The sequence below is a fragment of the Erysipelothrix amsterdamensis genome (assembly GCF_940143175.1).
Classification (GTDB): domain Bacteria; phylum Bacillota_I; class Bacilli_A; order Erysipelotrichales; family Erysipelotrichaceae; genus Erysipelothrix; species Erysipelothrix amsterdamensis.
Genome location: NZ_OW659496.1, coordinates 693,034 through 713,734, shown reverse-complemented (window position 1 = coordinate 713,734; position 20,701 = coordinate 693,034). Strand labels below are relative to the sequence as shown.

Annotated in this window: 21 protein-coding genes, 1 tRNA gene and 1 other RNA gene; 4 read left to right on the top strand and 19 right to left on the bottom strand. The window is 36.8% G+C overall.

Features of this window, described 5'->3' with window-relative positions:
- Window positions 1-40 precede the first annotated feature (40 nt).
- The 5 genes from NMG63_RS03395 to NMG63_RS03375 all read right to left on the bottom strand — a co-directional run bounded on the left by NMG63_RS03395 (window position 41) and on the right by NMG63_RS03375 (window position 3,086).
- Entirely contained in the window at window positions 41-250 is a 210-nt protein-coding gene (locus tag NMG63_RS03395) for a Thoeris anti-defense Tad2 family protein (protein ID WP_254006320.1), read from the bottom strand.
- A complete protein-coding gene (locus tag NMG63_RS03390; protein ID WP_254006319.1) occupies window positions 247-1,167 on the bottom strand; it encodes a tyrosine-type recombinase/integrase in 921 nt (306 codons plus the stop codon). The genes NMG63_RS03395 and NMG63_RS03390 overlap by 4 nt, the downstream gene beginning before the upstream one ends.
- 646 nt (window positions 1,168-1,813) lie before the next feature.
- Window positions 1,814-2,056, bottom strand: coding sequence for a hypothetical protein (locus NMG63_RS03385; RefSeq protein ID WP_254006318.1), 243 nt, complete (start codon window positions 2,054-2,056; stop codon window positions 1,814-1,816).
- A gap of 25 nt (window positions 2,057-2,081) precedes the next feature.
- The gene (locus NMG63_RS03380) at window positions 2,082-2,822 is read right to left on the bottom strand and encodes a phage antirepressor KilAC domain-containing protein (RefSeq protein WP_254006317.1); all 741 of its coding nucleotides are present in this window, start codon (window positions 2,820-2,822) and stop codon (window positions 2,082-2,084) included.
- A gap of 12 nt (window positions 2,823-2,834) precedes the next feature.
- Window positions 2,835-3,086 carry a hypothetical protein gene (locus NMG63_RS03375; RefSeq protein ID WP_254006316.1) on the bottom strand — a complete coding sequence of 84 codons (252 nt, stop codon included), beginning with the start codon at window positions 3,084-3,086 and terminating at the stop codon, window positions 2,835-2,837.
- A gap of 414 nt (window positions 3,087-3,500) precedes the next feature.
- Between NMG63_RS03375 and NMG63_RS03370 the strand changes: the two genes are divergently transcribed.
- Together NMG63_RS03370 and NMG63_RS03365 are read left to right on the top strand one after the other, a co-directional pair.
- Complete coding sequence (locus NMG63_RS03370; RefSeq protein WP_254006315.1) at window positions 3,501-3,752, top strand: helix-turn-helix domain-containing protein; 252 nt, start codon at window positions 3,501-3,503, stop codon at window positions 3,750-3,752.
- A gap of 28 nt (window positions 3,753-3,780) precedes the next feature.
- Entirely contained in the window at window positions 3,781-4,938 is a 1,158-nt protein-coding gene (locus NMG63_RS03365; protein WP_254006314.1) for a tyrosine-type recombinase/integrase, read from the top strand.
- Between the two features lie 86 nt (window positions 4,939-5,024).
- Here the strand turns inward: NMG63_RS03365 and NMG63_RS03360 are convergent.
- From NMG63_RS03360 to pepD, 5 genes are all read right to left on the bottom strand, one after another.
- A tRNA-Leu gene (locus tag NMG63_RS03360) sits at window positions 5,025-5,111 on the bottom strand.
- A gap of 128 nt (window positions 5,112-5,239) precedes the next feature.
- Window positions 5,240-5,908: a hypothetical protein gene (locus tag NMG63_RS03355; RefSeq protein ID WP_013852851.1), complete on the bottom strand. Its 669-nt coding sequence runs from the start codon at window positions 5,906-5,908 to the stop codon at window positions 5,240-5,242.
- A 71-nt stretch (window positions 5,909-5,979) separates the two neighbouring features.
- Window positions 5,980-6,840: an acyltransferase domain-containing protein gene (locus NMG63_RS03350; RefSeq protein WP_254006313.1), complete on the bottom strand. Its 861-nt coding sequence runs from the start codon at window positions 6,838-6,840 to the stop codon at window positions 5,980-5,982.
- Window positions 6,841-6,890: 50 nt separating this feature from the next.
- On the bottom strand, window positions 6,891-7,364 hold the full coding sequence (locus NMG63_RS03345; protein ID WP_123171605.1) for a PTS sugar transporter subunit IIA: 474 nt from the start codon (window positions 7,362-7,364) through the stop codon (window positions 6,891-6,893).
- Between the two features lie 111 nt (window positions 7,365-7,475).
- The gene (gene pepD / locus NMG63_RS03340) at window positions 7,476-8,906 is read right to left on the bottom strand and encodes a beta-Ala-His dipeptidase (protein WP_254006312.1); all 1,431 of its coding nucleotides are present in this window, start codon (window positions 8,904-8,906) and stop codon (window positions 7,476-7,478) included.
- Between the two features lie 96 nt (window positions 8,907-9,002).
- On the opposite strand from pepD, the gene mscL reads away from it, so the two are divergent.
- Window positions 9,003-9,410, top strand: coding sequence for a large-conductance mechanosensitive channel protein MscL (gene mscL / locus NMG63_RS03335; protein ID WP_254006311.1), 408 nt, complete (start codon window positions 9,003-9,005; stop codon window positions 9,408-9,410).
- Window positions 9,411-9,567: 157 nt separating this feature from the next.
- Here the strand turns inward: mscL and recD2 are convergent, their stop codons facing one another.
- The 8 genes from recD2 to ssrS all read right to left on the bottom strand — a co-directional run bounded on the left by recD2 (window position 9,568) and on the right by ssrS (window position 16,306).
- A complete protein-coding gene (recD2, locus tag NMG63_RS03330) occupies window positions 9,568-11,703 on the bottom strand; it encodes an SF1B family DNA helicase RecD2 (protein ID WP_254006310.1) in 2,136 nt (711 codons plus the stop codon).
- A 16-nt stretch (window positions 11,704-11,719) separates the two neighbouring features.
- Window positions 11,720-12,448: a CPBP family intramembrane glutamic endopeptidase gene (locus NMG63_RS03325; protein WP_254006309.1), complete on the bottom strand. Its 729-nt coding sequence runs from the start codon at window positions 12,446-12,448 to the stop codon at window positions 11,720-11,722.
- The gene (mnmA, locus tag NMG63_RS03320) at window positions 12,432-13,550 is read right to left on the bottom strand and encodes a tRNA 2-thiouridine(34) synthase MnmA (RefSeq protein ID WP_254006308.1); all 1,119 of its coding nucleotides are present in this window, start codon (window positions 13,548-13,550) and stop codon (window positions 12,432-12,434) included. The genes NMG63_RS03325 and mnmA overlap by 17 nt, the downstream gene beginning before the upstream one ends.
- Entirely contained in the window at window positions 13,547-13,984 is a 438-nt protein-coding gene (gene spx / locus NMG63_RS03315; protein WP_003773302.1) for a transcriptional regulator Spx, read from the bottom strand. The genes mnmA and spx overlap by 4 nt, the downstream gene beginning before the upstream one ends.
- A 113-nt stretch (window positions 13,985-14,097) precedes the next feature.
- Window positions 14,098-15,093 (bottom strand): tryptophan--tRNA ligase, encoded by a 996-nt coding sequence (gene trpS, locus NMG63_RS03310; protein WP_123171610.1) that lies wholly within the window; start codon window positions 15,091-15,093, stop codon window positions 14,098-14,100.
- Between the two features lies 1 nt (window position 15,094).
- Window positions 15,095-15,811 carry a biosynthetic peptidoglycan transglycosylase gene (locus NMG63_RS03305; protein WP_123171611.1) on the bottom strand — a complete coding sequence of 239 codons (717 nt, stop codon included), beginning with the start codon at window positions 15,809-15,811 and terminating at the stop codon, window positions 15,095-15,097.
- Window positions 15,812-15,851: 40 nt separating this feature from the next.
- The gene (locus NMG63_RS03300) at window positions 15,852-16,076 is read right to left on the bottom strand and encodes a YneF family protein (RefSeq protein WP_003773297.1); all 225 of its coding nucleotides are present in this window, start codon (window positions 16,074-16,076) and stop codon (window positions 15,852-15,854) included.
- A 77-nt stretch (window positions 16,077-16,153) separates the two neighbouring features.
- Window positions 16,154-16,306, bottom strand: a non-coding RNA gene (gene ssrS / locus NMG63_RS03295) — 6S RNA.
- Window positions 16,307-16,369: 63 nt separating this feature from the next.
- Between ssrS and NMG63_RS03290 the strand changes: the two genes are divergently transcribed.
- A complete protein-coding gene (locus tag NMG63_RS03290; RefSeq protein ID WP_254006307.1) occupies window positions 16,370-18,055 on the top strand; it encodes a proline--tRNA ligase in 1,686 nt (561 codons plus the stop codon).
- A 68-nt stretch (window positions 18,056-18,123) separates the two neighbouring features.
- Here the strand turns inward: NMG63_RS03290 and rspB are convergent, their stop codons facing one another.
- Entirely contained in the window at window positions 18,124-20,478 is a 2,355-nt protein-coding gene (gene rspB, locus NMG63_RS03285) for a sortase-dependent adhesin RspB (RefSeq protein WP_254006306.1), read from the bottom strand.
- Window positions 20,479-20,701 lie beyond the last annotated feature (223 nt).

Below are 20,701 nucleotides of genomic sequence, written 5' to 3'. Positions count from 1 at the left end.
CTATCAAAGACCCAATCATCACGTTTTCTCCGTGGACCATCTAATCAACTATGACCCAGTCATCAGCAGTTAGATCATCTAAATCAGGATTCCACCGAATACAACTGCGGTTTTCTATTGTATCAATTACAATGCAACAAGCGGGAGTGTTTGTCGGTTTAATTTTTAATAATACTCTTCCATCTTTTAACGGTCTGGCTATAAAGCGGTTCTCTTCAACCGCTTTTTTTGAAGCTTCTACAATATTCATCTAATTTCCTCCATCGATTTTAAATAGTCCTCTAATGTACCTCTTGTATATACTCGTGTCGTTTCTACACTAGAGTGTCCTAAGATATCACTTAATTGAGCGAGTTTAAGCTCGCCTTTTTTATTCACAAAGTTGAATCCGAAATAATGTCTGAAGGCATGAGGATTTACTTTTTTCTTATTGATTTTGCATAACCCTGCAATCATTTTTAAACCATCATAAATTTGCCTGTAATCGAGATTAACAACCTCTTTGACATCTTTATCAAGTGTCTTAACAAACGCTCTTATTTCACGTCCTAACGGCCCTGGTAATGGAACTTTTCGGATTTTACCCTTGTTATCAACCGATACATATTTGTTTTGAACTGCAGCAATCGTAAAGCTCGATAGTTCATTAACTCGAACTCCGGTTTCTCCCATAATTCGAATAGCAAAATATAAGTTCATATCTCCTAATGATTTTGCCTTCATCCACATTCTTTTGAACTCATGATCGTAGATACGATGCGCCAATGTATTATCACCTTGACCTATCACTTTGGTAATTTTCAAGATACCTAAATCGCAATAAAATAAGAAACGATTAACGGATGTTATGTAGGAATTTATTGTTGACACTTTCTCATATTCATCCAACAAATCTTGCTTAAAACAGATGAGATCATCTTTCGTTAAATATGAATCATCTGAAGTATATCGATTAATGAGTCGCCTTGCTCCCCTTAAATAAACTTTCTTTGTGCTTTCCGAAAACTCATGTTCATGCAAGCTCTTGGGATATTCCAAGTAGTATTCTTCAAGGTCTGATCGATACAATGTAGGTATCTCTTCAAGTTCTTTTTGAATCGCTTCAAGTTGAGTTTGTAAAAAGGCTCTTTTTGAATTCTGATTTAAGTTTTTTGCCTTTTTGGGCATTTTACCTCCCCCTTTCAATTATTGTGAAATTAAGTTCTCTCTATTTCATAAACTTTTGACACATCATTTCGTTAGACTGCTACGGTATAGTAGGAAAGGAGGGATTAAGTGGGATTTTATCTATACAACAAAAATAAAACGGACGGTGTTTACCATGAAGTCCATGTTATCACCTGCAATCATTTGCCTGACAAGATAAATCAGGTTTCACTGGGCGTATTTAGTAATTGTCATGATGCGATTAGAAAAGCACAAAGAATGACCGGTAATCGTGATTTTGATGGATGCAAGTACTGCTGCGGAAATTGTCACAACGGATAAATTATTAAGAACAGCGTCTTTTAGTCTAGCGTTGTTCTTTTTTTAGTTCTTCGTTGTAAATCTCCATGAATTGTTGAAAGTCATCATCACCACATTGACAGTAACGTTGCCTTATTGCCTTTATATCCATGCCGTATACTTCCCAATATTCGATTAGTAGTGAATTTAAGGCTTCCAAGCCTGACTTTTGCGAATCATAAAAGCAATACTCTGATCCACACTTAATCCCTCCTGGATTGTTATATTCGAGCCATAATTGGCTTGTACCATTTCCTGTTTCAATTCGCCATGTTGCATTTACGAACGCAACAAATTTAGGATCTCTTCATTTAGGTTCACTCGTAGTCGAACGCTCTAATAATAAACTTTGATTGTTCTTAATTATTTCGATTTCTTTAACCAAGTTTGTTTGCTCTTCCAATAAATTATTGGTTCTAATTTTAATGTCATTAATCAAGCTACGATTCTCTGATACTAAGATGAGCGTAAAAATTGAAAGCATTAATAGAACTATGGTGACAAGCATTGCTATGCCACAAAGAATTCGTTTTAATCTATACATTTGCACTTACGATGACCTCCTTAATCATTGCTTAATTTCTCTCAATAACGGGTAAAATATCTTTTTCTTTTAACAACTCATACAAGAAAAGTCGACCCTTTTGCGTCCATTTTGTATTCATCACTGTCTTTTCTAAATTAAAAGCATCTTCAATAATAATTGTTTCCGAATGGGTGTATCCCTTACCTTGATGCTGCTTATACAATAGCCATTGATCCGATTGTTTGTATTGAACTCCATATTCATGGAGTAATTTATTCATTGCCTGACCACTCATGCCATAATCTTTAGCAATCTGGGTAATTGTTACCAAGGATTTAGATTTCAAGATTTTATCTGTATAATCGGCCTTGGGCTTCAATTCACCGATTAGTTGATTTTTAATCTCCAGTTCTTTTTGTTGTTGAGTGGCTAGCGCTAATGCATCAGAAAATGATTTAGGTATCTCATATTTTCCGTATAGACGAATTTCTTTAAGGATTCTCTTTACCTGTTTTTTAAATTCTTTAGCAACAGGCTTTCGAGATTGCATCAATACTTCATACAGACCATCTTCTGTTAAAAACCACATTTCTCTTCTTTGACCTGAGTGCGATATTGTCGCTCTTAGCTTCTCGTCATTAGATACTAAAGAGACTAATTCAGAAGGCTTATTGTGACTCAGCCACGTAGCTATATCTTTGGCCAAAAATAACGGACTATTAAAATTGCCATAAATCTTAAATGAATTATTTAAAATTTGAGTTTCTTTAATTATTTGAAGTTCATTCATTGAGTTGCTCCTTCACTTAGAATTTTTTTCAAGAGATTCTAATCTCATATTTATTTGTTCAATTTCATTCTCTGAAAAATTAAAATCATTCTTTAATTGCTCAAGTACCCAGTCTTTGGGTAATGTTCGTGAATCAATAGATTTGAATCCCTCTGATTTTAATCGATTTCTATATTCTTTCATTAATCGGTAAGTGCTATTCATTGTCGAATGATCTGAATATATTACTTTTTTCAAATCCAAAGCACAAATTGAAATTTTCATCATCCCTCCAATATCGGTTATTAACCGACAATGTATTTAAAAAAATTTTAGAAAAGTATCTTTTTACTAGAAATTTCTATTCCTAACTCTGATTCTACCTGATCTAGAATGAATTGTACCTCGAGAGACTTCCAATCAACTTTCTTTGACAGTCTTTGGTCAATTGCTGATTTCGATAGATTTAGACGGTGAGCAGTTTCTTTACGGGTCCATCCTAGTAAACCGAGTATTCTACTCATTTCTATTTTCTTCGAATTCACTCATCATCCCCTCCTGTTCCGTTTATAACCGAATATTACCACCATTTAAGTCGGTTGTCAACGTACTATTTGAGTGTATATTGCGCGAAAGGTATACTTTTCTTTTGCAATTGTACGTTAATAACGTATAATTGAATTATTAAGGAGGTGCATTATGAGAGTATTGACAAAAGAATTTGAGCATAAATACAATGCTAATCTTGGAAACCTTCTGAGGGAAGCAAGGAAAGCAAAAGGTCTAACACTTGAACAAGTTGCTGAAATAACAGATAGAAAAAAATCATCAATATCTGATAACGAACGTGGAAAGAATTCAACGCCTATATTAGTACTTTTTGCTTACTGTGACATCTATGGAATAGATGCCGATGAAGTAATGAAAAAGGCATTTGATTTAACAAAATAATTATTCTTATAAAATCGGAGGGGTAATAATGGGAGTTTATAAGAACAATATTACAAAAAAATGGGAATGGGTTTATCGAGATAAAAATGGTAGACAAATTAGACGAAAAAGTATACATTGGACAACAAAAGCTAAAGCTCGTGAACACTTTGAATCATTTCTTCAAGAAATTAAAAAAAATGATGATAATTATGTTGAAACGATAACATTAAATCATGTAGTAGAAGAGTATCTAAACAATATTTCTTTGTCGAAAAAGAAATCAACAATCTTAAGATCACAACAAACCATCAGTAAACACATATTGCCTTACTTTGGCAACATAAACATTGAACATATTACAGTTCGTGACATCCAACGGTGGCAAAATAATCTGCTAAAAAAGAGAGTTCGTGGTAAAAAAGATGGTCCTTTTTTCAGAAATAAGTACCTTGAAAACATTCAAACACAATTTAAATCTGTATTAAATTTCGCACGAATATACGGATACATTGAAACCAATCCGTTTGAAAAAATACCGATAGCGTTACGAAGAGAGTATGAAGAAAAGAAAAAAATGACAATTCTAACTAAATCTCAATTTGATACATTCATGAGAGTTGTTGACAATCCAATCGATTATGGAATATATAGTGTTTTATATTGGTGTGGACTTCGTTCAGGAGAATTACTAGCTTTAAAAATCAAAGACTATGACAAAATAAAAAAAACACTACATATTCGGACTAATTATGATACCAAGAATAGAATTATTACACATACAAAAAATGATCATGAAAGGATTATTAAAATACCAGATGTATGTGTAGCAGCACTTAATAGAGTACTGAAAGAATATCCTAATACTAGTGAAGAATATTTCTTATTTGGTTATCATCATGTAATACCAAAATCTACACTAGATAACCGCAAGATAGCGTATTGGAATAAAGTTAATCCTGAAGCCGCTCAGGAAATTGAAGCATTAGGTATTTCAAGAAATAGTTATGAAGGTCATTTAAATGTCCCATGGTTCACATTTCACGAATTAAGACATACTCACGTTTCAACACTTATTGACATTGGGTGGGAAGCCAAGGATATTGCTGATCGACTTGGCCATAGCGTGCATGAGGTAAACGAAACATATGGGCATTTATTCCCTCAAAGGAAAGACGAAATGTTTCAAAAATTAAACGACCTATAATTTTTGGTAACTTTTTGGTAACTTTTTGGTAACCTTTAACAGCCAAACACAAAAAAACCCACTAAATAGTGGGTTTAAATTTTAAATGGTGCCCGAGGACGGACTCGAACCGTCATGAGTTTTACCTCGCTGGATTTTGAGTCCAGTGCGTCTACCGATTTCACCACTCGGGCATGTTGTTTGCTTAATAATAATATCTTAAAAGGGGCTTAAATGCAACCTAAAACTTAAAGTATTTCACATAAATAACGAATTTATTTATTTCCAATGAAAATAAAAGAGTTCACGCATGTGAACCCTTCTATTTCTTTAAAATTTGATCTTTTAATACTTGGTATTGTTCTTTATTAATCTCGAGGGGTTCATGGCGCATAGCACGTTCAATTTCAGTAAGTGCGCGTTGGTCATGACCATTTTCTTCCAAGATCATCGCTTTACGGAAATACCAAACACCTTTAAGTTCCTCAGGGGATTGTTCGATCAAGGTATCAATGGCTGCGAGTGAGTCCATATCGTGATTAATAAAAATTGATTCATCCAAATCCAGTTTCTCAAGAAGTTGGGTGCGATTATCCATATCCGATTCACGAATAAAGGTACGCAGTGCTTCAAGTGCTTGTTTGGTGGATTCAACTTCATCACGCATCAATGCATATTCATAAAGCTTCATTAAGTACTCTAATTTTTGATTGCGGTTCATATGAAGTTTCTCCATACTCTGCGCAATACTTTGAACCTGCTCACTGTCATTGACACTCATAAAATAATTAAGTTTAAAGAAGTTACGGTTAAATGTGGGGATGGTCAGTTTCGCAAGCCAACTATCAATGTTTTTCGTGAATGTTGGGGTGTCACTTTCCATAAATGCTTTCATTGCCTTATCACTCGCTCTTTTACCCAGTAATCGGATTAAAAGTTGGATCGCGATAAACGCAACGACAAAGATCATAAACAATTTTAAGTAATCCATGGCTTCCTCCTATTTGGAATATCTAGTACTATAATAGACTATTTCACGTAATAATGAAATCCCTATCACCATTATTCGAAGTTTTCAAATTCGATAATCCCACATGCAACCCCAAGCATTTCCGGATGTTTGTATGCATCACGTTGTAATTGGGTTGTTTTGTCCATGCGACTGATTTCATACATATCGGTTGTCCCATAGATGCGTTCCAGTGCTTGATATCGGTTATGTGAAGAAGCAATGACTTCGAAGCGATTTCCAAACTGAACGATATGGCTGTTTGGATCACCAATTAAAGCCATAATCCCGCGATGAATTAACCATGTTCGGGTAATAAACGCTTTAAAATGATGTTCAGGGAAGGTCTTTGTAAAGAAGTCATGCGCTTGTTTGAGGGATGCATCGATGGCTTGTGGTGATAAATCGGCATCACGTTTGATATGAATGTTAAGCATCATGGTGTTTTCAGGAAAACGGTGTTTTTGTTGTTGGGGTAAGTGCATGGTGTCATGACCACTCCGTTCAATCTCCGCATAACTGAATGGAAAAATTTGATAACGCAAACTTCCAAGTTCAAACATTTCAAAACGGAACATAAAGCGTAACCAGATGACATCACTATCGCTGAGTCCATAATGATCATTGGATTTATGATAACGTTCAATACGATAGTTTAGGTCTTGAATGCTGGCGTTAAAGATTGCATCGTCAATACCACGCTGAATATATTGTTCTTTGAGCTCAGGAAGCATATAAAGCGTTCGCATGAGGCGTTCTTGGGGATTGAGCTTCAATATAGGGAGTGCGTTCTTTTCACCCGTATACGGCTTCGCACACGTTTCCAAGACATATTGATAGTTATCGTATTGTGAGATTAGGATTGAAATTGCATCGTCATTAAACTGTGCTGTTTTTAATAGTTTCTTAAGCATTAGGGCACCTCTTTCATAAATTGGAAAAAAAGACATCATGAAGATGTCTTTTAAGCATTAATTGAGAAAATGTCTTCAGACTCGGGTGTTACCGATTCCCCTTCTTTAAGAAGCGTAATGGATTGACCTGAAGTTAGAATAAAAGGACTTACTAAAGATTTTCCGTTTTCACGAATATAATCAAGATCCACAGTGGTTAACAGATCACCTTGGGTAACCTTATCCCCTTGCTTCACAACACCATTAAATCCTTTACCATTAAGTTCCACCGTATCAATTCCTAAATGAATTAACATCTCCACACCACTTGCATCCGTAATGCCAAAGGCATGACCTGTAGGAAAGACCAAAGTTACATCACCACTGATGGGTGCATAGACCTTACCATCAGTAAGTTCAAGGGCATAGCCATCCCCCATCATTTTGGTTGAGAACACTTGATCTGGAACATCCTTAAGCGCTAAGACGGTACCGGTACCAAATGAACGGTATGATTCTTTATTTTTTTTAAACAAACCAAACATAATATCGTCCTCCAATCAGTTACTCTAATTTTATCATATTATTTTAAAAATATAATTGTTAAGTGTTTGAAATTTACGCATAAATTTCGTAAACGATTTCGGATATGGCGACTAAGCCTTGAAATCGTGAAGTGATTCAAGTAATGCCACCAAGAATTCGTAGGTACGGTCAAATGACGCAATATCCAAACGTTCATCCGGTGTATGAATATCAAACATAATTGGACCAAAACTTACAATATCGATATGAGGCATTTTACCCTTCCAAATACCAAGTTCCATTCCACCATGTGTTGCTTCGGTTTCCATGTCTTGACCACGAAGTTCTTTATAAACACTCATTGTACGTTCGCGTAATTTTGACTTCGCATCATAGTTCCATCCAGGGTAACGTGACGTAAACTCGGTCTCAAGATCATTTTGTGCTGCAATCCACTCAACTTGACGCATTACCGTATCCAAGACAAACGCTTGCGTTGCACGAATTGACATGGTGATTTCAAGTTCGTTTTCGTCTAATCGTACTGTCCCAATATTTGAAGACGTGATGACCAAGCCTTCAATTGCTTTACTCATTTGAATTACACCGTAAGGAAGCATAAAGAGTGCATCCACAACACGACGTGTGTCTGCTTCACATAAAGCACGCGTTGTATGACCTTCTGTTAAGGTAAAGTTTAAACCCGCGTCACTGAATTCATATTGTTCTTTAAAGCCTGCTTCCATTTCTTTAAACCATGCTTTAAATCCTTCAATATCTTTCATGGCTAAGGTGAAATCATGTTCACGCGTAATCGCGTTCATTTTTAAACCACCCTCTGCAGCAACCACACGGAAATCAAACTGATCGAGTGCACGACGCATAATGATTCCTGCAATCTTGGAAGCATTCCCACGCTCTTGATCAATTTCACCACCTGAGTGACCACCTAAAAGACCACGAATTGATACGGTAATTGTATCCGAATCAATATCTTCAAATTGTACTGTCTTCGCAAGACGTGCACGCACACCCCCACATGAGGATACATACGTTTCAACTTCACCCGATCCATCCAAACCAATGCATAATTCTGACTTAAGCATTGATGTATCCAGTTCAGTCGCACCCGTTAAGCCCGTTTCTTCTTGGACCGTAAAAACACATTCAAGGGCAGGATGTCCCATTTCTGAGTCCGCTAAAATCGCCATCATATAAGCAACCCCAGCACCATCATCAGCACCCAGTGTTGTATTATTTGCATAAAGCATCCCATCTTTAATGATTAGTTCGATTGGATCCACATCGAAATCATGATTACTGTCTTTGTTTTTTTCCGCAACCATATCTGTATGGGATTGAAGCATTACAGTCGGTGCATTTTCATAACCTTGAGTTGCCGGCTTAAAAATAATCACATTCCATAATTCATCTTGGATGTAGTTTAAACCTAATCCTTTCGCAAAATCAACTAAGTGATTACTGATTGCTTCTTCATTAAACGAAGCACGAGGAATCGCACTGATTTCTCTAAAATATTTCATTACAACTGATTCACTCATAAAAGACCTTCTTTCTTGTTATTTGTCGTATAAATCATATCACATTCCTTTGAAATATCACATAAATCAATTATATTATTAATAAGGAGGAGCAGTATGAAAAAAATTATCACAGAATTCAAAGAATTCGCAATGCAAGGAAATGTGATTGACATGGCAGTTGGGGTTGTTATCGGGGGTGCGTTTGGGAAAATCGTAACGTCACTGGTAGCAGATATCTTTACACCACTCATTAGTTTATTAACCGGAGCCGCAAACTTTGAGGACTTGAAATGGGTTATTAAACCTGCAGTTGGTGAAACACCCGCCGTTGTCATGAGTTACGGAAACTTCCTACAAGCAACCATTGACTTTATTGTTATTGCTTTATGTATCTTCATGGTAATCCGCGCTATGAATAAATTTAAAAAAGCACCTGAAGTTGTGGAAGAAGCACCCGCACCAAAATCTGATGAAGTTGTCTTACTTGAAAACATCTTAGAAGAACTTAAGAAAAATAAATAATCGCTGAAAAAGCATAAAAAAATAACACCTATTATAAGCGGTGTTATTTTTCTTATAGTAGTATTATAGCTACCATAATAGATTTTGTCTCCCAAACTAAATCCACCATGTCTAAGATTCATCACGTCTCAGACAAATCTATTATATCAAATTTTTCTTACTTTTCAAATGCTTCTTGCAAACGTTCGGTTAAGTATGTATTGCGTTTGGCTTCATGGTGATTTTCAACCGCAGTATTAAAGGCTTCCAATTCACCCACTAAGACTAGTGATTTTGAAGAGCGCGTTGCTCCGGTATAGTAAAGACGACGTGATAACATGCGGTAAAAATCCCGCACCGCTACAAGAATCACAATGGGATATTCCGATCCTTGTGCTTTATGAACACTCATCGCATAAGCATGCGTAATGTTTATATAGGAAGATGGCTCATACTCGACGAAGTTTCCGTCAAAATCAACGACCAAACGTTTGGCTTCAACTTCCACAAGCATCCCAATATCCCCATTAAATACAAAATCATCCGGTTGATTTTTAAGTTGAAGGATTTTATCCCCTTCCCTAAAAATACGCGTCCCATACATAATCTGCGCTTTTTGAGGACTCTCAGGATTACACATTTTTTGAAGGAAGTGATTTAAATTATCAATCCCAGCCGGTCCCGAGTACATGGGTGCTAAGACTTGAATATCGCTTAAATCATAACCACGTTGCATAGCTTCATCCACAACCTTTAAGACAATATCTTTGACACTGCCATAACGACTATCAAAGAAACGGACATCACGATGATAATTTGAAACATCCAGAAGACCTTGATTCATATTGACGGCTAAGTCGATAACTTCAGATCCAGCCTCTTGACGGTAGTTTCGTTCTAATGAAATTGTTTTAAATACCTTTGATGCAATTAAATCCCCCAATACAAAACCACTGCTCACTGATGGAAGCTGATCTTTATCACCCACAAACAGCAGTTTTTTTACCTTCTCCGATGCTTTTAAGATATGAGCAAGAAGCCATGTATCGACCATTGAAAACTCATCGATAATTAAAATATCGGTTTCTAATGGGTTTTCTTCATGCATACCAAACTTATTGGATTCCAAATCCCATTTAAGTACAGAGTGAATCGTAGCCGCTTGGACGTTGGTTAATTCTTCCAAGCGTTTTGCGGCACGTCCAGTCGGCGCACACAAGGTAATGTGTAGCCATGGACAATTTGCTTGGAGTAATGTGACCACACCTGAAAGCAAGGTGCTTTTCCCCGTTCCCGGCCCACCGGTTAAAATCATGACATCTTCACGTAAAAAGGACTCAATGGCTTCACGTTGGGTATCATCAAATTCAATGCGTAACTGTGATTCAATCGATGCAATTTTAGATTCCAAATCATCCAAATCAAAATCATAACCTGAGTATTTAAAATCCTTAAGGGTTTGGGTAACATAAACTTCACTATCATATTGTGTACGGTGGTAAAGACGGTCACCATCTTCAACCAATTCACCGCTTTGAACCAGAGCTTGATACGCCGATTCAACACGCTCTGCATCGCCCATTCGTACCCCATCAAACAATTTGTCTTTGGTTATAAAACTGTCGCCAGCCCCAAAACAAATTGTTTTATAACGGTCAAGAACCAGTGCCTCAACACGCAAAGGATCATCAAGTGCATAGCCAAGCGACATTGCGACTTTATCGGCCGTTTTAAATCCAATACCATCGACGTCATAAACAAGACGATAAGGATTTTCACGAATTACTGAAATCGCATTATCACCATATTCTTTGGTTATTTTAATAATTTGCTTATTCCCAAGTCCATGGGCAAGCAAAAACGATACCGCATCTTCTTGCGCATCTTGTTTTCGAATCACTGAAACAATCATTTCCGCTTTTGCTGCAGTGATTCCCTTAACTTCAAGTTTAAAGGACTCATCTTCACGAATTTGATCTAATACATCTTCGCCATAGGTATCCACAACTGCGGTTGCCGTTTTTTGGCCAATACCCGGAAAATTGGGTCCACTTAAAAAACGAATAATGAAATCACGGTGTTGGGGAAGCATTTGTTTAAAGGCAATGACATCAAACTGCATGCCATAACGTGGATCTTCAACGTAATCCCCTGTAAACTCATAAAACGAATCCAGCTCTAAAATCGCTAAAGGGCCCTTAATGGTCATCGGTTTTTGATTGCTATTGAAAAGAACAATCCGGAAAATACCATATCCAGATTGTTCATTTTTAAATATACATGTTTCGACAGATCCTTTAATCGTTTGTTCCATAATATTGACCTCAAATCTAACCTAAAAACATTGGTAGAATTACAGTTAATGTGGCGAAGGCATTGTTCAACATATGGACAAAAATTGCTCCCCAAATTGAACCGGTTACCTCAAATGCCATAATCATAAAAATTGCCATACCTGAATAAGGAATCAAGTAAATCAGTTGCGTTAAATCTCCCGTTGTCATCATGCTGGGTAAGATATGGATTAACCCAAAAAGCAGACAGGAAATCGCAATACTTGAATAATATGATTTTTCAGAACGTAGAGATTGGTATAACGCCCCACGAAAGACAACCTCTTCCACGATTGGCGCAAATACAATCGTCGCAAACATATTCAGAAACGGAAAATTACGTAAGCCTTCATTAACCGCATTTTGATTTGCACTGACTGTACCACTTCCTAAAATTAATTGAACCAACAAGCCTAATGCAATATTAAATAAAAGCAAAAGACCCGCAATCCTAAAAACAGGAATTATATTTGTACGTATGTTTCGTTTAAAGAAATAATAGCTTGCACGTAATTGTCGATGGACAATTGCAACCGTGGATATCAGCGTAAAAAGATAGATAAACATTGCGACACGAGGTGTCACGACAGTTTGGGAACCACTAACCCAAGCACCTAAACGTGGGTAAAGGTATTGATATCCATAAAAATAATTTACAATCACAAGAACTACTTGTAAGGGTGTAAACTCAAATCGCCCCTGATCAAGATCATAATTTCGAATCATAAGTGACTTCATTTCCATTTGTATCAAACACACGGTCAATACGACCACCACCAAGACATGCTTCACCAAGATAGAAGACCGCTTCTTGACCCAGTGTAACCGACTTCACGTCATCAATCATTTCAACACGGAGTCGCGTCTCATCGACCCAAGCTATACGCACTTTTATATCTTTTTGACGATATCTAAATTTTGCGGTACATTCAAGATCTACTTTTTCATCCGCAAACCAGTTCATTTCCGCAATCTCGGCAGCACCTGCAAAGAGCATTGGATGGTCTGCCCCTTTTCCAACATAAATACGGTTAGTTGATAGGTCTTTCCCCACCACGAACCATGGACCTACAGCGGTACTGATATCCAAACCATGACGTTGACCTATTGTATAGAACATAACGCCTTGATGTTTTCCGAGCACTTTTTGTGTATCCACATCAATAATATCCCCTTCCACATCCTTGAGATAGTTTTTGAGGAAATCACGATATTGACGCTCACCAATAAAACAAATACCCGTAGAATCTTTTTTGGTTGCTACTGGCAGATCTAATTCTAAGGCGATACGACGAACTTCATCTTTAGTCAGAGAACCTAATGGGAATAATACCCGTGGTAAGACTTCCGGACGTACACGACTTAAAAAATACGTTTGATCTTTATTTTGATCAACGGCACGATACATTTTCCCATCACGTGTAATGGCATAATGACCGGTCGCAAGTGCTTCAAAACCATTCGCATCCATAAAATCATAGAATGCATCAAACTTCACAAAACGATTGCATAGAATATCCGGATTCGGAGTATTCCCGCGTTCAGTTTCTGCTAAGAAAAACGAGAACACATGATCCCAATATTCTTTAACGTAATCCACGCGAAGTAATTCTAAACCTAAATGGTCAGCAACACGTTTCGCATCATCATAGTCCACTTCTTGTGAACACATATCATCTTTAATGGTTGGGTTTCCCAGAATATCATTATTCGCAAAAGAATCCCAGTTACGCATAAAAGCGCAAGTAACATCATGTCCTTGCGATTTTAATATATGAGCCGCGACTGCGCTATCGACGCCTCCAGATAAACCTACTAATACTTTCATTTTTCATCATCTTTCATTGCCATGCTGCATGACCCATACTTTGGACAGGTTGGATCACACGAATGTCTGTTTGCCGAACGTAATTCCGGCGGTAGAAATGCATCGATTTCTTCTTCATCATACCCCACTAAGAATGATTTATCATTCATAATGATTGGACGTTTTAAAACAGATGGATGTCGTTGAATAAATGTAATTAATTCACTCATCGATAATTCCTCTAAATCAAGTTGTGATTCTTGCATCACTTTCGAACGTTTAGAGATAATATCTTCCGTACCGTTTTCACTTCGCATAAGTAAATGTTTAATTTCTTTTTCGCTAAGAACCGATGTAAATATGTTTTTTTCAATAAATTTTAAATTCCGATCTTTAAGCCATTGTCGAACTTTTCGACACGACGCACAACCAGGAGATGAATAAAGAACAATCATGTGCAAACCTCCCTTTTAATCAATTATACATTTTATATGTATATTTTGAAAGACCTAGAAAATAATTCTAGGTCATAATTCATGAATCTTTTCAATAATTGTGTTAAGTAATGTTAATCGCGTTTCCAATCAAGTCCGAATTTCGATTGCACGTCATGCAGTGTCGCTTGGGCTTGAGGACGAACACGGGATGCACCTTCCGCTAAAACATCATTGAGTGTATTGGACTCAATACACTCGTGATAACGTGCTTGAATCGCCTCTAATTCAGCGCAAACAAGGTCTGCGACTGCCTTTTTAAAGCTACCATATTGTTGGCCTTCAAACTCTTTTACGGCATCATCAATACTGATTTCTTTGAGTGACGCGTAGATGGTCAACAGGTTCGCAACCCCTGGTTGGTGTTCTGGATCATATTGCACAACACCAATACTGTCGGTCACTGCAGCCATAATTTTCTTACGTGCTTTTTTAGTGTCTTCTTTTAAATAAATGACCCCTTTGTCCCCTTCGCGATCGGATTTACTCATTTTCTTGCTTGGATCTTGTAAGGACATAATGCGTTTTCCAACCTTCGCAATGACCGGTTCTGGAATTTTAAACGTTTCCCCAAATCGATTATTAAAGCGTTCGGCTGTATCACGTGCTAATTCAACGTGTTGTTTTTGATCTTCGCCGACAGGTACAAGCTCTGCACCGTGAATTAAAATATCAGCTGACATTAAGGTTGGATACGTATAAAATCCTGCACTTAAGGAAACACCACTGTCTTTTTTATCTTTATATTGGGTTTGACGGTTTAACTCACCCATTGGGGTAACACATGAGAGTAAAAAACCTAGCTGAGCAATCTCAGGAACATCACTTTGAAGAAAGATGTCTGTTTTTTGCGGATCAAGACCGCATGCAAGATAAAATGCCAGAGCATCCCTTAAATTTGTCTCCAGTTCTTCAGGATCAATAGGCATGGTAACACAGTGTAGGTTCGCTATAAACACACTTAAATCATATTCATCTTGGGAAGATACAAATGGCTTTAACGCGCCAATATAGTTTCCTAATGTTAATTGTCCTGTTGGTTTAATACCACTAATCATTCTCTTTTTCATTTCATTGTCCTCCATAAACATCCATTAAATAGATTTCTTCGGCACGTTCTGTTGTAATTTCTTGGGCATCGACCAGACGATTTAATACATGACGTTGCCGTGCTTTCGCCGCCTTAAAATTCGAACTTAAGGCGTAATACGACGGTGATTGTGGCAAGCCCATTAAAAGCGTCGCCTGACCTTCATTCAGTTCTGTAGGAAGGACCTCAAAATAACCCATGCTTGCATGGTAAATCCCGGTATAACCATCACCGTAATAGATTATATTAAGATACATCTCCAGGATTTCTTCTTTTGTATAAGTTAATAATAAATCACGTGTTACAAAATATTCTGATACTTTCCGCACAAAAGAGGCATCGTGATCAAAATATATGTTTTTGGAAACTTGTTGGGGAATGGTTGATCCCCCTTCCACAAGTTTACGACTTTGAATATTATGAACAATCGCACGTAAAACTGCACGCAAATCCATCACCGATTTCCGAGTAAACAAACGGGAATCTTCCGTGGCAACCATGGCCTTTAAAGCCAGGTCAGGAATTTCATCGATTGTAGTATAAGCTTCATCTTTTTTTAATTCGATTAAAACCGTATCAATTGGTTTTTTCTGAATAACTGATTGATACTCTTTGTATCCGAAAAATATGATGACCCCCGCAACCACCAAGGCAACGGTCACAATCATTAATACAAGCTTTCGTATCATTTTTCTCATATTCACACATCGTAATAAAAAACACAGTCGCCTGTGTTTTTTATTGTCCCATCGACTTCATGATTTGACGAATTTGTGCTTCGGACGGTTTACGTCCCATTTGCATGTACATCGCACGAATCATTTTTTCGTTAATTGGTGGGTTTTCTTTTAATTGTTTTTCAAAAATTTTCTTAGTAACAAAGAAAGCAATTAAAGCACCAACTGCTCCTCCTAAAAGAAAATAAACAATTGATAAACCTGTTGTACTTATTAGTGTTAACATACTCTCACCATCCTATATCTATCTATATTTTATAACGATTCCTTGATAAACACAAGGACCGATTTAATCATTCAAAATAAAAACCCAAAGGGTTGATATTATTCCCTGTGTTAACAGGTGGGTATCCTGTCATGTGTTTAGGATTCTAATAAATTAGCTTTCACACCACGCATAAACAACCAGATTCCCTTATATCAAAGTGTCGGAAATATATTTCCCTTTGGGCACCACTATTATAACACACAATTCATGGTTTCGTGATATACTATATGAGAAAATTACGAGGTGAATGTATGAAATTAAGTAAAAGTTTCTTTTATACCATTAGGGAAGATGTTCGTGATGAAGATTCTACCAGTGGTAACCTACTCGTTCGAGCTGGGTATATTAAAAAAAGTTCTTCCGGGGTATATATGTATATGCCACTCGGTTTAAAAGTTAAAAATAAAATCGAAAATATCATTCGTGAAGAGATGAATGCCATCGATGCACAGGAAATGACCATGCCTACCTTGATTCCTGAAGATGTTTATGTAGCCTCAGGACGTCGTGATATTATTGGTACCAGCATGTTCCAATTGGATGACCGTTTTAAAAAGCCTTTTGTTTTAGGTCCTACGCATGAAGAATTGTTTGCGCAAGCAGCACAAATGAAAATTCGTTCGTATAAAGATATGCCATTTAGCCTTTATCAATTTCAAACGAAATTTAGAGATGAAGCACGTCCTCGTTTTGGTTTAATTCGTGTTCGTGAGTTTGTGATGAAGGATTCTTATACCTTTGACGCTGATCTTGAATCCGCTGATAAATCCTATGATGCGATGTTTGAAGCATACAAACGCATCTTTGATCGCGTTGGATTGGATTATCGCATTGTTCGTGCAGATACAGGTATTATGGGTGGATTGCTCTCTGAAGAGTTCCAAGCTGTTACCGATATTGGTGAAGATATTTTAGTGCTTGGTGAAGATACTGGATATTCAAGTAACCTTGAAGTTGCGGAAAATGTAAACCGTATTCAATCTGATGAAGCATTCTTAAGTATGGAAAAAGTTTATACACCCAATGCACGTACGATTGAAGAGGTTGCTGCATTTTTAGAACAACCCGTTCAAAAATTTGTTAAAACATTAATCTATCGACTGGATGATCAATATGTTGCCGTTTGTGTTCTTGGAGACCGCGATGTAAATGAAACAAAACTTGCGAAATTATACAAAGCAACGGAAGTTGAACTTGCTGACTTTGAACACGTTCAAAAACATACGGGTGCTTCAGTTGGATTTGCAGGACCTGTAGGTCTTGAAATTGATGTAGTTGTAGATAAGATGATTGAAGGATTACGAAATTTCACCGTTGGTGCAAATGAAAATGACCATCACTTCATTAATGTTAATCATTCCGATTTTGAAGCAACACACATTATTGATGTATCAAATGTTAAAGAAGGCGATCCAAACCCAGATGGTAAGGGTGTACTTACATTCTCAAAAGGGATTGAAGTTGGAAACACCTTTAAACTCGGTACAAAATATTCAAAAGCTATGGGTCTTGAATACTTAGATCAAAACAATAAACTTCAAGATGTATATATGGGATCTTATGGAATTGGATTGGGTCGTACTCTAGCCGCTGTTGTTGAACAAAATAATGATGAAAATGGTATTGTCTGGCCAATGAATCTTGCGCCATTCCAAGTAGCGATTGTCGTCATCAACAATAAAAACGAAGAACACATGGCCTTCGCAGACGATTTATATCAAGAATTAAGCCAAGCTGGACTTGAAGTAATTCTCGATGATCGTAAACAACGTCCTGGTATCAAGTTTAACGATATGGATCTCATTGGTGTTCCATTACGAATTACGGTAGGTCGTGATGTGGAACATGGTGAAGTTGAACTTAAAGAACGCAAAACCGGTGCAGAACAAAAAATTAAACGTGAAGACATTCTAAATGTCCTTAAGTCTTATATGTAAAAAAACAAAAACTGGATAATTAGGTCCAGTTTTTTTTATGCCTTTATAAAAAAAAGAAGCCGAAGCTTCTATTCTTTTTCCTCACGTTGATGTTTCAATACAAACATTCCGATTCCTGAGATTAATAATAAACTACCATAAAGTAAGACATTGTTTGCACTTACGCCTGTTTGTGGTAGTTGTTCTTTACGAACACCTAATACTTCAGGTTTTATTGGTTCTACCGGTTTTGTAGGTTCTACGGGTTTTGTAGGTTTAGTTGGTTCTTTTGGTTCATGTGGATCTACAATAACAGGTTTGTCATAGTAGTTTGTAACGGTTAATCCGTCTTCACTATAAACCGCAACATAACCTTTAGGTACGTCCAATTCTTTAATGGTATAAACATAGTCTTTACCATTTGGATCTGTTTTAGGTAAGTCTTCAAACACTGCTATTTCTTCACCATTTACTAGATCTACCGTAATGCCCATTTCAATACCATCACGTACTAAACCAAATGTGATTGTAGGTTTAACACTTGGACCACCGTCCCAGATTTTATGTGCAGTAATATCAATTTTCTCAACGATAAAGTGATTTGTAATTGTGAGTGCATCAGTTTGTTCCATTTCATATCCTACAGGAACATTAACTTCTTTTGCAGAATAAACAATTTCTTTTCCTGCTTCATCAAGGATTGGTAAATTCTTAAATGTTACCACATCAGTACCTGATGTTAATATTTCAAGATGATTTTCAAGTGCATTATCATTTGCATACAGTTGAATTTGGATGGTTGGGTGAACCGCAGGTCCACCAACCCATACTTTGTTTACAGCTACATCACGTAGGTTATAGGTATTGGTTACTTCAAGTCCATTTTCAAGTTTGATATAGTTCTCTAAATCTGTTGTTTCCTTAACGGAATATGTATATTCATTGCCTTCTTTGTCGAATTTTAATTGTTTTCCAAAATCAGCGGTTGTTTGACCATCAACCAATTCAATGGATGCACCGTCAACACGTTCTGTAACACCCTTTGCGCTACGGTATAGATCAAAGGTTACTGTAGGACGTGGTGATGAACCACCCACCCATTTCTTTGTAGCTACAACATCAACACGTTGATAATCGTTGTAGATTGACTTCGATTGGGATTTTTCAGTCATTTCAATTTGATATTCTGTTGAATCTAACTCAAAACCATCACGAGTTTTGATTTCTTTTAAAGTATAACTACCGGGCTCAAGATTGAAATCAAAGATTCCATCTTCATTGGTGATTCCTTCAATTTTCTTTCCATCTTTATCTGTAATCTCAAAGGTAACGCCTTCAAGAACTTCATCTGTATCTTTAATAAATTTTTGCACTCGGAATACACCCTTATCCTTCATTTCACCACCGATTGTTGCATCATCAAACATATTCACAACCGATGTATCAGTATAATGCTTTGGTGTATCCGTTACAAGATTTCCCGATTCATCTTTATATTCAATTGTTGACGAGTTTTTATAATTTTCAAGTTTCTTATCAAAAGCACGCGTATCATAAGTAACTGTAAATGTTGTCTTTGCTGCTTTTTCTTTTGGAATCATGACTGTTAAGACTTGACCTTCTACAGTAATTGTTCCGTATTCCTTATTAAATGCTTCAGCACTAATATGTTTGAGTTCTCCATTCGCTTCAACATCAACCATAATCGACCCATCAACCAGTTTATGACCTTCACCAATTGTATCGATTACCTTAACATCAGATTGTACTGCTTCTTTAGGACTGTTGATGTTTAACCACCAGTTCATATCGCCATGAACTTCTGTTGAGAATGTTCCTGTTTTCCAGTAAAAGATTGGACTTGGTTCGACACCTGTAGGGGTTCCAGGTTGTGAGATTGTAATCATTTGCTTATCCAATGAACCCAATCCAAGATTGGTAGGAAGTTCCGCAATTTTATCATCTTCACCACGATATGCATTATCGTATACTGATTTTAGATTAATCGTACCTGTAACGTTTTCAAGTTGAAGTACGTCTTCCATAAATTCAAAATGGATGTGACTTCCATTAAAGGTTAACTCACCAAGAGTAATTTCTTTTCCGTTTTTATCCTTAGCAAGTACAGGCATTTTTGAACCCATAGCACGAAGGGAACGTAAGCTAACTTCATCATTACTTGGTAATGTTAAGTCAAAGAAGTCTCCAGGTTTAAATTTAACTTTTTGACCGTTGTTCATATCACTGAACGCCAAGTTAAATTCGATCGGTTGACTTGGATTGTTAATTAATCCCTTAGGATTAACGTCGAATTGGGTAAAGATCGCTTCGTTTGTATAATCTTTAGGACTGCTTGATGCATTCACATTTGTTGTAATACCCGAAACGATTAGAACTAAGGCTATTAGTGACCTTAGAATCAACTTTTGCTTCATGTTTTTCATATTCTCTCCTTTGCTTGTGAACTTTCATAACCCGCTCACAATCTCTTTGTATATGTAGTATATGCGGTTTGTCACAAAACTTACACATTTTTGCGCCTTTTTGTCACAAAGTTTTCACGATTCCTTACAAAATGTATCCAATGAACAAACTCAAGCATTTGTTCACTTATTTATGCAGTGAAACACACATCTTTTTGCACAATAAAAAAACCTACACGCATGT

Excerpts from the sequence above, each read along its gene's own strand:
- NMG63_RS03395 (WP_254006320.1), bottom strand. The coding sequence starts at position 250 with ATGAATATTGTAGAAGCTTCAAAAAAAGCGGTTGAAGAGAACCGCTTT.
- NMG63_RS03390 (WP_254006319.1), bottom strand. The coding sequence starts at position 1,167 with ATGCCCAAAAAGGCAAAAAACTTAAATCAGAATTCAAAAAGAGCCTTT.
- NMG63_RS03380 (WP_254006317.1), bottom strand. The coding sequence starts at position 2,822 with ATGAATGAACTTCAAATAATTAAAGAAACTCAAATTTTAAATAATTCA.
- NMG63_RS03375 (WP_254006316.1), bottom strand. The coding sequence starts at position 3,086 with ATGAAAATTTCAATTTGTGCTTTGGATTTGAAAAAAGTAATATATTCA.
- NMG63_RS03370 (WP_254006315.1), top strand. The coding sequence starts at position 3,501 with ATGAGAGTATTGACAAAAGAATTTGAGCATAAATACAATGCTAATCTT.
- NMG63_RS03365 (WP_254006314.1), top strand. The coding sequence starts at position 3,781 with ATGGGAGTTTATAAGAACAATATTACAAAAAAATGGGAATGGGTTTAT.
- NMG63_RS03355 (WP_013852851.1), bottom strand. The coding sequence starts at position 5,908 with ATGGATTACTTAAAATTGTTTATGATCTTTGTCGTTGCGTTTATCGCG.
- NMG63_RS03350 (WP_254006313.1), bottom strand. The coding sequence starts at position 6,840 with ATGCTTAAGAAACTATTAAAAACAGCACAGTTTAATGACGATGCAATT.
- NMG63_RS03345 (WP_123171605.1), bottom strand. The coding sequence starts at position 7,364 with ATGTTTGGTTTGTTTAAAAAAAATAAAGAATCATACCGTTCATTTGGT.
- pepD (WP_254006312.1), bottom strand. The coding sequence starts at position 8,906 with ATGAGTGAATCAGTTGTAATGAAATATTTTAGAGAAATCAGTGCGATT.
- mscL (WP_254006311.1), top strand. The coding sequence starts at position 9,003 with ATGAAAAAAATTATCACAGAATTCAAAGAATTCGCAATGCAAGGAAAT.
- recD2 (WP_254006310.1), bottom strand. The coding sequence starts at position 11,703 with ATGGAACAAACGATTAAAGGATCTGTCGAAACATGTATATTTAAAAAT.
- NMG63_RS03325 (WP_254006309.1), bottom strand. The coding sequence starts at position 12,448 with ATGATTCGAAATTATGATCTTGATCAGGGGCGATTTGAGTTTACACCC.
- mnmA (WP_254006308.1), bottom strand. The coding sequence starts at position 13,550 with ATGAAAGTATTAGTAGGTTTATCTGGAGGCGTCGATAGCGCAGTCGCG.
- spx (WP_003773302.1), bottom strand. The coding sequence starts at position 13,984 with ATGATTGTTCTTTATTCATCTCCTGGTTGTGCGTCGTGTCGAAAAGTT.
- trpS (WP_123171610.1), bottom strand. The coding sequence starts at position 15,093 with ATGAAAAAGAGAATGATTAGTGGTATTAAACCAACAGGACAATTAACA.
- NMG63_RS03305 (WP_123171611.1), bottom strand. The coding sequence starts at position 15,811 with ATGAGAAAAATGATACGAAAGCTTGTATTAATGATTGTGACCGTTGCC.
- NMG63_RS03300 (WP_003773297.1), bottom strand. The coding sequence starts at position 16,076 with ATGTTAACACTAATAAGTACAACAGGTTTATCAATTGTTTATTTTCTT.
- NMG63_RS03290 (WP_254006307.1), top strand. The coding sequence starts at position 16,370 with ATGAAATTAAGTAAAAGTTTCTTTTATACCATTAGGGAAGATGTTCGT.
- rspB (WP_254006306.1), bottom strand. The coding sequence starts at position 20,478 with ATGAAAAACATGAAGCAAAAGTTGATTCTAAGGTCACTAATAGCCTTA.